Below are 9,713 nucleotides of genomic sequence, written 5' to 3'. Positions count from 1 at the left end.
CTCGACCCCCCCCCCCCCCCCGCGCGCTGTCACCCCGGGCCCCCTGTCCCCCCCCGTCATCCCCCCCCCCCCGCCGTCCCTTAACCCCCCCCCCCCCCCCCCGCCGCCGCCCCCCCGCCGGCGCCGCGCAACCGGTGAAGTCTCATGAAAAACCTGGTTCTGGGCGTCAATGACGCCATCTACCGTGCCTGTATCGCGACCGCCGGCCTGGCGATCGTGATCATGGCCACGATCATCCCCTGGGGCGTCTTCAGCCGTTATGTGCTGGGTCAAGGGCTGGGCTGGCCCGAGCCCATTTCAGTGCTATTGATGGTGCTGTTCACCTTCGTCGGTGCCGCTGCCGGCTACCGCGCGAGTGCCCACATGGCCGTGACCTCACTGACCGATCGCCTGCCTCAAAAACTGGAGCCGCTGATCACGCTGTTCGTGCGCCTGGTCATGGGCGGCATCGCGCTGTTCATGCTGATCTGGGGTTACAAGCTCTGCGCAGCGACCTGGAACCAGTACCTCAGCACACTGCCTTCGGTACGCGTCGGCATCAGCTACATGCCCATTCCGCTGGGCGGTTTCATCACCCTCCTGTTCGTCATCGAACAACTGCTGTACGGCGATCAACACAAGCGCCGTGCCGTCGACTTCGAACACACTGAAGATTCCAAGGAGGCAGTGTAAATGGATGCCGCCATTCTCCTGGGCAGTTTTATTGTCCTTATCCTCCTGCGCGTTCCGGTTGCTTATTCGCTCGGCGTTTCCGCGCTGATCGGCGCCTGGTGGATCGATATTCCCCTGCATGCCGTGATGATCCAGATCTCCGGCGGCGTGAACAAATTCTCCCTGCTGGCCATTCCGTTCTTCGTCCTGGCCGGCGCGATCATGGCCGAAGGTGGCATGGCTCGCCGCCTGGTGGCGTTCGCCGGGGTGCTGGTCGGTTTTGTCCGTGGCGGCCTGTCGCTGGTCAACATCACCGCCTCGACCTTCTTCGGTGCCATCTCCGGCTCGTCCCTGGCCGATACCGCCTCGGTCGGTTCGGTGCTGATCCCGGAAATGGAAAAGAAAGGCTACCCGCGCGAGTTTTCCACTGCGGTCACCGTGTCCGGTTCGGTGCAAGCGCTGCTCACTCCGCCCAGCCACAACTCGGTGATCTATTCACTGGCCGCTGGCGGCACGGTGTCCATCGCCGCACTGTTCGTGGCCGGTATCGGCCCGGGTCTGTTGATGAGTGCAACCCTGGCCACGCTTTGCCTGTGGTTCGCGAAGAAACGTAACTACCCGAAAGGCGAAGTCATTCCGCTGCGCCAGGCGATCAAGATCTGCGTGGAAGCGCTGTGGGGCCTGATGACCATGTTCATCATCCTCGGCGGCATTCTCTCCGGCATCTTCACCGCCACCGAGTCCGCTGCCGTGGCCGTGATCTGGGCCTTCTTCGTGACCATGTTCATCTACCGCGACTACAAGTGGCGTGAACTGCCGAAGATGCTGCACCGCACCGTACGGACACTGTCGATCGTGATGATCCTCATCGCCTTCGCCGCTGCGTTCGGCTACATCATGACCCTGATGCAGATTCCGTCGAAGATCACCACTGCGTTCCTGGCCTTCTCGGACAACCGCTACGTGATCCTGATGTGCGTGAATTTCATGTTGCTGGTGCTGGGCACGCTGATGGACATGGCGCCGCTGATCCTGATCCTTACCCCGATTCTGCTGCCTGTCGTCACCTCTTTCGGTGTAGACCCGGTACACTTCGGCATGATCATGCTGGTCAACCTGGGTATCGGCCTGATCACGCCACCGGTAGGGGCTGTGCTCTTCGTCGGCGCCGCAATCGGCAAGGTCACCATCGAAAACACCGTGAAGGCACTGCTGCCGTTCTACGTGGCACTGTTCATGGTGCTGATGTTGGTGACCTACGTCCCGGCTATCTCCCTGTGGCTGCCGAGCGTCGTGCTCTGACAGCAACCCGGGCATTGAACGACAACGCCGCCCAATCGGGCGGCGTTTTGCTTCAGGGCCAAGAGTCTTTTCAACGTCTCGCGAGCTAGAGCCATGCAAGGCGAAACCAGGCAAAGAACGGTCGGAGTCGCGCTCGACTTTACGCGCTGTAAATGAGCATTCTGAGCCTGGTTTCAACGCAGCATGGCCGACGCGCAGCAGACTTTGGATAGGCTCTGAAAAGGCCATGACCAATAGGACTTTCGTCATGCAAGGTTCCACCCCGTTTCCGCGTCACATCGCCGTCCTGATCCTCGCCACACTGGCTTGCTCGTTCGCGGGCAACCACATCGCTGCGCGGATCGCCTTCGACCACGACACCGGACTGCTGCTGGCCATGCTCGCGCGTGCCGGCGTGACGCTGGTCGCGCTGGCCGCCTTGGTACTGTGGCGACGTGAATCGCTGAAACTGGGTCGCGCTACCTGGGGCTGGCAAATCCTGCTGGGCCTGCTGATCGCCATCCAGAGCTTCTGCATCTACTCGGCGGTAGCGCGTATTCCAGTGGCGCTGGCACTGCTGGTGGTCAACCTTTCGCCGATCCTGCTGGCTTTGCTCACCTGGGCGCTCGGCGGTGCGGCGCCAACCCGCCAGGCGCTGGCCATCATGGGCGTGATTCTCTTCGGCCTGGTGCTGGTGCTCGATATTCCGGGTCGCCTGACCAGCGCCGATGCACCGGATGGTGAGTGGGTCGCCGGCATCCTGTTCAGTCTGACCGCTGCCGCCGTGTTCGCCGTGGCGCTATGGGTCACCGAAAATCGCCTGTCGAAAATCGCCGGCTCGGTGCGCAGCATGCTGACCTTGGCCGTGGTGTTCAGCGCCTCGACCCTGCTGGGTAGCAGCGGCCTGATTCCGGGCGGTCTTGGTATGCCCAACGCCAGCGCTGGCTGGATCGCACTGGCCTGCCTGGTTCTGCTCTACGGCGCGGCCTTCTCCACCCTGTTCATCTGCATGCCGCGCCTGAACATCGCGCGCAATGCACCGGTGATGAACATGGAGCCGGTGGCCGGCATGATCCTGGGTTGGCTGGTTCTGGGTCAGGTACTGGGGGCATTGCAGGTCGTCGGTGGTCTGATCGTGGTCGGCGGCATCGTCGCCCTGGCCTATCGCCGCTAGAGAGCGGCATGCGCGTCCAGTTTTCCCTACCGCTAAAACGCACTCGGCGGCCCAAGGCCGCCGAGTGCATTCAACAGGTTTCAGCCGTGCAGCGCTTCAGCCTCGGCTGCTTCGTGCGCCTGACGCAGACGCTCGCGGCTGTTGGTCAGGTGCAGGCGCATCGCTGCCCGCGCCGCCTCGGCATCCTGGCGCGCGATGGCTTCGAAGATCTGCTCATGCTCGCGCTCCAGGCGCGCCATGTAGTGGGTCTGATCGTCACGCGCCAAGCTGGCGGAGTTGACCCGGGTACGCGGGATGATGCTAGTACCCAGGTGACTGAGAATATCGGTGAAGTAGCGGTTGCCGGTGGCCTCGGCAATGCGCAGATGAAAATGGAAGTCCGAGGAAACTGCATCGCTGGCATGCATCGCACTCTCGTTGATGGCATCCAGTGCCTCGCGAATGGCCTTCAGCTGGACGTCATTACGACGCTGAGCAGCCATCCCGGCAGACTCCACCTCAAGACTGATACGCAGCTCAAGAATGGCCAGCACATCGCGCAAGGTGACTATGGTCGCCGGGTCAATGCGAAAACCACTGGCACTCGGCGTATCCAGCACGAAGGTGCCGATGCCGTGACGAGTCTCGACCAGACCAGCGGCCTGCAAACGCGACAGCGCCTCGCGCACCACGGTGCGACTGACGCCCTGCTCTTCCATGATCGCCGACTCTGTCGGCAACTTCTCACCGCGCTTGATCAACCCATCGCGAATGCGCTGCGACAGATCGGCTACCAGTTCCTGAGCCAGACTGCGGTGCTTGCGACGAGCACGAGGTTGAGCGTTTTGCATTTCCATGGCGGACGAGTTCTCGAATTAAGACTTGAGGCTTTGCCGTAATGATAGCCTAGCAGTTGTACGATGACACTATGAATTCCCGACAATTAAAGCCCTAGGAGCGTCAAATGCCAACGACTCTGCTGACCTTGAGCGATAGCCTGACACAGTTGACTCTCGCCCCGGAACTGGGTGCAAGCCTGGTCAACTGGGTGCGCCTGAGCGACGGTCAGCCGCTGTTGCGCCACAGTGACGATCTGGCGCTGGCCACCTCCAATCCTCGGCGCCTGGCCTGCTACCCGCTGCTGCCCTGGTCCAACCGCATCGGCGGGAGCGGCTTCACCACGCCTACCGGCTGGCAAGCACTAAGCGCCAACACCGAACACGAAGCACTGCCGATACACGGCAGTGCCTGGCAACAGCCCTGGCAGGTAGTCGATGTGACGTCCGACAGCGCCAGCCTGCAACTGCAGAGCCAATCGCCTTTTCCCTATCGCGCCAATTTTCACATACAACTTACTGACGGCTGCCTACGACTGACGTTACAAGCCACCCATCTTGGCGAGCAGCCCACCTGGTACGGAGTCGGCCTGCATCCTTATCTGCCGCGCACTGCGCACACGCGCGTGCAAGCGCAAGCAGGCGGCGTCTGGTTATGCGGTGAAGACAAACTGTCCAGTCAGTGGGTCGAATTACCGCAGGCCTGGAACTTCACCGAGCCCACCTTGTTACCACAGCAACTTGTCGATAATGCCTTTACCCACTGGCCCGGCAAGGCTCTCATCATTCAAACAGACGCCGGTTATCAGCTAGTCTGCGAGGCAGAGGGCTGCGATGTGTTTCTATTGTTCTGCCCAGAGGCACAGAATTTCTTCTGTTTCGAACCTGTCACCCATCCGGTCAACGCCCATCATTTACCGGGGCAGCCTGGGCTAAAGCTACTGGCAGCGAAGGAAAGCTGCCAGATTAGTTTCAGCCTGCATTATCAGGCGCTTGTGGGCTGATTACTGGACATTCAAAAGGCGTTGGTGATAATACCCGCCAGTTGCTCCATGCAACTTTTCTCAAAAAAAACTTACAAATAGATAAGTAACTGAAGAGAAAAGAGAAAGATGCAAAGCGTGAAACTTTGCAAATTTTTCTCCCAGCCTACCAAGGCGAAGCACTTTAGATTGATCCCTCAGCGCAACAATGAAACCTGGCGTTTCAGCTGTCGTGTGGGCCGATCACAACCTACAGGTAAAAACAGTGACGAAAGACGAACTGCGCGCCGAACTCGAGCGCCAGGCGCAGCGTTACAAGGATGTATACGGCGGAGAGGTCATTACCTACGCCGCTCAACCGGACCCCGATCGCAAACCCTGGCGCAAGAAACCCAGCCTGCTCGACCAGGCCTTCGATAAAGAAATCGAGAAAATCGAGAAAGAACGCCTGGAAAAGAAAGAAGCCGCCAGCGAATACGACTGACGCCCCGGAGGCGCATTGCAGCCGCGCGAAACGCGGCTGCAAGTGACTTCAGCGCTTCTTGCCTCCCATAAGCGACCCCATCAAACCCCGCACCAGTTGCCGACCGAGTTGATTGGCCGCTTGCCGCAGGGCGCTCTTCATCGCACCGCCAAGCAAGTCGCCCGCCATCTGTCCAAGCCCTTGCTCCTGCGCTGCGGGCTTGCCCTTGGTACTCGATTGCACGGACACCTCAGCGGATGCCTGAGCAGCACGAGCATTCAGCAGCTCATAAGCCGACTCGCGGTCGATGGGTTTGTCGTAACGCCCAGCCAAGGGTGACTGACGCACCAACGCCGCACGCTCGGATTCATTCAGCGGGCCGATGCGCGATTGCGGCGGAGCGATGGCCACTCGCTGAACCATGGCCGGCGTGCCCTTCTCCTCCAGCGTACCGACCAACGCCTCGCCAATCCCCAACTCGGTGAGCACGCTGAGCGTGCTGAACGCCGGGTTCGGGCGAAAACCGTCAGCCACTGCCCGCAGGGATTTCTGCTCCTTGGCGGTGAAGGCACGCAGGCCGTGCTGGATGCGCAACCCCAGCTGGGCCAGAACATCGTCCGGCAGATCGCTCGGCGACTGGGTGACGAAATACACCCCGACGCCCTTGGAACGAATCAGCCGCACCACTTGTTCCAGACGCTTCTGCAGGGCCTTTGGGGTGCCCTGAAAGAGCAGATGCGCCTCGTCGAAGAACAACGCCAGTACCGGTTTATCGGCGTCGCCACGTTCCGGCAGTTGCTCGAACAGTTCCGCCAACAGCCACAACAGGAAGGTCGCATAAACCTTGGGCGCCTCATGAACCAGGCGGGAGGCATCGAGCAGGTGCACACGACCGCGGCCGTCGCGATCAGGGTGCAACAGATCTTCGAGCTGCAGCACAGGCTCGCCGAACAAGGCTTCGGCGCCCTGCTGCTCCAGCCCGGCGAGGCGACGCAACAACGCCTGTGCCGAGGTACTGGTGAACAGCGCGCTGTCCTCGCCCAACACCTGCGGACTGTCCTTGAGGTAGCCGAGCAGCGCTTTCAGGTCTTTCAGGTCGAGCAGCAATAGACCTTCGCGGTCAGCCACCTTGAACGCCGCGTAGAGCGCCGCCTGCTGGCTGTCGGTCAGCTCGAGCAAGGCGCCAAGCAGCAAAGGCCCCATCTCGCTGAGAGTGGTACGCAGTGGGTGGCCACTCTGGCCATGCACATCCCACAGCGTCACCGGGTAGGCCTGTGGTTGATGATTCAGCCAGGGCATGCTGGCGATACGCTCGGCGACCTTGCCTTGCGGCGCACCAGCAGCGCCCAGACCACACAGATCCCCTTTGACGTCAGCGGCGAACACCGCCACCCCGGCGTCGCTGAACGTCTCGATCAACCGTTGCAGGGTTACCGTCTTGCCGGTGCCGGTAGCACCCGCAATAAGGCCGTGACGGTTGGCCAGGCGCAAAGGCTGACCAACCGCCTGACCATCACTGCCAGCACCCAATACGAACTGTGAATTCAAAGGCATCTTGCCATCCCTCGGGTTAAAGCTTTACTGCAGATATACCGACAAAAACGGTAGAGCAAATACCCACTCTCTCTGCCGCAACAGCCCACGAAGCTCCCTTGCAAGCGCGCCGTGGAATATAAGACTGGTTCCAGAGCCATCCGGACGCAAGACAACATGAGCAAAAACCTGCAGTTCAGCCACAAGATTCTGCTCGCAGCCTCACTGGTGGTGATTGCCGCCTTCTCGCTGTTCACCCTTTACAACGATTACCTGCAACGCAACGCCATCCGCGACGACCTGGAAAGTTATCTGCGTGAAATGGGCAATGTGACCGCCAGCAATATCCAGAACTGGCTGTCCGGACGCATCCTGCTGGTGGAAAGCGCTGCGCAGTCGATCAGCCACGATAGCGAGCCGGATCGCGTGGTCAAACTGCTGGAGCAGAAGGCGCTGACCTCTTCCTTCGCTTTTACCTATCTGGGCACCGAAAGCGGTGGTTTCACCATGCGCCCGGACGAGCAGATGCCCGCCGACTACGACCCTCGCACCCGCCCCTGGTACAAGGACGCCCTGGCCGCCGGCGGCACCACCCTTACCGAGCCTTACGTCGATGCAGCTACCGGCGAGCTGATCATCACCATCGCGACCCCGGCCAGGCCGGCTGGCGTGGTAGGCGGTGACCTGAGCCTGCAAACCCTGGTCAACATCATCAACGCGCTGGACTTCGACGGGATCGGTTATGCATTTCTAGTCAGCGCCGATGGCAAGGTTCTGGTCCACCCGGACAAGAGCCTGGTAATGAAAAATCTCAAGGACATCTACCCGCAGAACACACCACGCATCAGCAACGAGTTCAGCGAGGCTCAGCTCGATGGCAACACCCGCATCCTGAACTTCACGCCGGTCAAGGGCCTGCCTTCGGTCAACTGGCACATCGGCTTGTCGGTCGACAAGGCCAAGGCCTATTCCATGCTCAGTGAATTCCGCGCCTCGGCCATCATCGTCACGGTGATTGCCGTGGTGCTGATCATTGTCCTGCTCGGCCTGCTGATCCGCGTGTTGATGCAACCGTTGAACACCATGGGCAAAGCCATGGAAGACATTGCTCAGGGTGAAGGTGACCTGACCAAGCGCCTGGCGATTCAGTCCAACGACGAATTCGGCGCCCTCGCCAGCTCCTTCAATCGCTTCGTCGAGCGCATCCACAGCTCCATCCGTGAAGTGTCATCGGCCACCATACAGGTCAATGAAGTGGCCAAGCTGGTGGTCAATGCCTCCAACTCTTCGATGGCCAACTCCGACGAACAGGCCAGCCGCACCAACAGCGTGGCTGCGGCGATCAACCAGCTCGGCGCGGCTGCACAGGAAATCGCGCGCAACGCCGCCGATGCCTCGAATCAGGCATCGGATGCCCGTCATCAGGCAGAAGACGGTGGCAAGGTGGTGCAGCAGGCGATCCGTTCGATGAGCGAGCTATCGAACAAGATCAGCGACGCCTGCGCCAAGATCGAGATGCTCAACAGCAAGACCGTGGACATCGGCCAGATTCTCGAAGTGATCAAGAGCATCTCCCAGCAGACCAACCTGCTCGCACTCAACGCCGCCATCGAGGCGGCTCGTGCCGGCGAAGCGGGGCGCGGTTTTGCCGTGGTGGCCGACGAGGTGCGCAACCTGGCACACCGCACTCAGGAATCGGCGCAGGAAATCGAGAAGATGATCGAGGAACTGCAGGTCGGATCACGAGAATCGGTCACCACCATGACCGAAAGCCAACGCTACAGCGAAGAAAGCGTGGACATCGCCAATCAGGCCGGCGAACGATTGGGCACGGTGACCGCCCGCATCGGCGAGATCGATGGGATGAACCAGTCGGTGGCCACTGCCACCGAGGAACAGACCTCGGTGATCGAGTCACTGAACATGGACATCATCGAGATCAACACCCTCAACCAGGAAGGTGTGGAGAACCTGCAGGCCACCCTGCGTGCCTGCGGCGACCTTGAGCAACAAGCCGTGCGCCTCAAGCACTTGGTCGACAGTTTCCGCATCTGAAACTGTCGACAAAAAGAAGGGCGCCGCGGCGCCCTTCTTGTTTATCGCTCGTGCTCAGGTTTGTCCTGGGTCTGTTCCTGCAACTGGCGCCACAGCTCGGCCGCATCGGCGAACTCGGTACCATCCTCTTCGCTCAATGCATCAGGGTCGTAACGCCGCACGCAGCCTTCCCCCAGTGTCGGGGGCGCCTTGGAGGTCGCCTTGTCCAGCGGATCGCTCATTGCACCTCTCCTCAACCGACGCTCAGTTCACCCTGCTCATGTTGGGCGAACTCCTTGACGGCACGAAGCACGTCATGACGACTGATCTGACCGATCAGACGACCGCTCTCGATCACCGGCATGCGCCGACGCCGACCACGCAGAAAGCGCTCCGACAGCTCGATGATGTCCGCCTCTGGGCTCACCGTCTCGACCTCGGTGGTCATGTAGGTGCTGACGGTACCGCCAACGGCTTCGTAGTAGGCACCGGATAGAATGCCACGCAAGCAGTCGCCCTCCGACAGCAAGCCAATCAGGTGGCCCTGGGAATCGACCACCGGAGCACCAGAAATACGGTGTTCCAGCAATCGATTGATGGCGGTGAACAGATCGGTATCCGACCTGAAGGTCACCAGATGGCGAGTCATGTAGTCGCGCACCTTGATGGACTTGAGCATGGGCGTTCTCCTCTGACGAGCATGAGGGTGTGCAGAATTTTGTGTAACCGGGGCTTGGGTTACTGCTGCGGCAGCCTGTCTTCGTAACTGATCGTAAAGC

General features: G+C 60.6%; 10 protein-coding genes. 6 read left to right on the top strand and 4 right to left on the bottom strand.

All coding sequences use genetic code 11. The features are described from left to right. The first annotated feature begins 144 nt into the window (after positions 1-144). From EGJ86_RS13730 to EGJ86_RS13720, 3 genes are all read left to right on the top strand, one after another. Positions 145-672, top strand: coding sequence for a TRAP transporter small permease (locus EGJ86_RS13730; RefSeq protein ID WP_125835464.1), 528 nt, complete (start codon positions 145-147; stop codon positions 670-672). Next, on the top strand, positions 673-1,953 hold the full coding sequence (locus EGJ86_RS13725; protein WP_099525708.1) for a TRAP transporter large permease: 1,281 nt from the start codon (positions 673-675) through the stop codon (positions 1,951-1,953). Between the two features lie 247 nt (positions 1,954-2,200). Then, the gene (locus EGJ86_RS13720; RefSeq protein WP_125835463.1) at positions 2,201-3,106 is read left to right on the top strand and encodes a DMT family transporter; all 906 of its coding nucleotides are present in this window, start codon (positions 2,201-2,203) and stop codon (positions 3,104-3,106) included. Positions 3,107-3,186: 80 nt separating this feature from the next. On the opposite strand, the gene EGJ86_RS13715 is transcribed toward EGJ86_RS13720, so the two are convergent. Beyond that, the gene (locus EGJ86_RS13715; protein ID WP_099525710.1) at positions 3,187-3,942 is read right to left on the bottom strand and encodes a FadR/GntR family transcriptional regulator; all 756 of its coding nucleotides are present in this window, start codon (positions 3,940-3,942) and stop codon (positions 3,187-3,189) included. Between the two features lie 107 nt (positions 3,943-4,049). On the opposite strand from EGJ86_RS13715, the gene EGJ86_RS13710 reads away from it, so the two are divergent. Further along, positions 4,050-4,925, top strand: a complete 876-nt coding sequence (locus EGJ86_RS13710) for an aldose 1-epimerase (protein ID WP_125835462.1) — start codon at positions 4,050-4,052, stop codon at positions 4,923-4,925. A 244-nt stretch (positions 4,926-5,169) separates the two neighbouring features. Continuing rightward, the gene (locus EGJ86_RS13705; protein WP_099525712.1) at positions 5,170-5,388 is read left to right on the top strand and encodes a hypothetical protein; all 219 of its coding nucleotides are present in this window, start codon (positions 5,170-5,172) and stop codon (positions 5,386-5,388) included. 48 nt (positions 5,389-5,436) lie between these two features. Here the strand turns inward: EGJ86_RS13705 and EGJ86_RS13700 are convergent, their stop codons facing one another. Beyond that, the gene (locus EGJ86_RS13700) at positions 5,437-6,921 is read right to left on the bottom strand and encodes a helicase HerA-like domain-containing protein (protein WP_125835461.1); all 1,485 of its coding nucleotides are present in this window, start codon (positions 6,919-6,921) and stop codon (positions 5,437-5,439) included. A gap of 156 nt (positions 6,922-7,077) precedes the next feature. Here EGJ86_RS13700 and EGJ86_RS13695 point away from each other — a divergent pair, with 156 nt between their 5' ends. Continuing rightward, complete coding sequence (locus tag EGJ86_RS13695) at positions 7,078-8,955, top strand: methyl-accepting chemotaxis protein (RefSeq protein ID WP_125835460.1); 1,878 nt, start codon at positions 7,078-7,080, stop codon at positions 8,953-8,955. Between the two features lie 41 nt (positions 8,956-8,996). On the opposite strand, the gene EGJ86_RS13690 is transcribed toward EGJ86_RS13695, so the two are convergent. Beyond that, entirely contained in the window at positions 8,997-9,176 is a 180-nt protein-coding gene (locus EGJ86_RS13690; protein WP_099525715.1) for a hypothetical protein, read from the bottom strand. An 11-nt stretch (positions 9,177-9,187) separates the two neighbouring features. Further along, complete coding sequence (locus EGJ86_RS13685; protein ID WP_099525716.1) at positions 9,188-9,613, bottom strand: CBS domain-containing protein; 426 nt, start codon at positions 9,611-9,613, stop codon at positions 9,188-9,190. Positions 9,614-9,713 lie beyond the last annotated feature (100 nt).

This window comes from Pseudomonas sp. o96-267, assembly GCF_003935465.1.
Lineage (GTDB): Bacteria > Pseudomonadota > Gammaproteobacteria > Pseudomonadales > Pseudomonadaceae > Aquipseudomonas > Aquipseudomonas sediminis.
The sequence above is the reverse complement of the archived record's forward strand: the minus strand, read 5'-3'. Positions and strand labels throughout refer to the sequence as shown.

Coding starts and splice junctions, on each gene's coding strand:
- EGJ86_RS13730 (WP_125835464.1), top strand. CDS start 145: ATGAAAAACCTGGTTCTGGGCGTCAATGACGCCATCTACCGTGCCTGT.
- EGJ86_RS13725 (WP_099525708.1), top strand. CDS start 673: ATGGATGCCGCCATTCTCCTGGGCAGTTTTATTGTCCTTATCCTCCTG.
- EGJ86_RS13720 (WP_125835463.1), top strand. CDS start 2,201: ATGCAAGGTTCCACCCCGTTTCCGCGTCACATCGCCGTCCTGATCCTC.
- EGJ86_RS13715 (WP_099525710.1), bottom strand. CDS start 3,942: ATGGAAATGCAAAACGCTCAACCTCGTGCTCGTCGCAAGCACCGCAGT.
- EGJ86_RS13710 (WP_125835462.1), top strand. CDS start 4,050: ATGCCAACGACTCTGCTGACCTTGAGCGATAGCCTGACACAGTTGACT.
- EGJ86_RS13700 (WP_125835461.1), bottom strand. CDS start 6,921: ATGCCTTTGAATTCACAGTTCGTATTGGGTGCTGGCAGTGATGGTCAG.
- EGJ86_RS13695 (WP_125835460.1), top strand. CDS start 7,078: ATGAGCAAAAACCTGCAGTTCAGCCACAAGATTCTGCTCGCAGCCTCA.
- EGJ86_RS13690 (WP_099525715.1), bottom strand. CDS start 9,176: ATGAGCGATCCGCTGGACAAGGCGACCTCCAAGGCGCCCCCGACACTG.
- EGJ86_RS13685 (WP_099525716.1), bottom strand. CDS start 9,613: ATGCTCAAGTCCATCAAGGTGCGCGACTACATGACTCGCCATCTGGTG.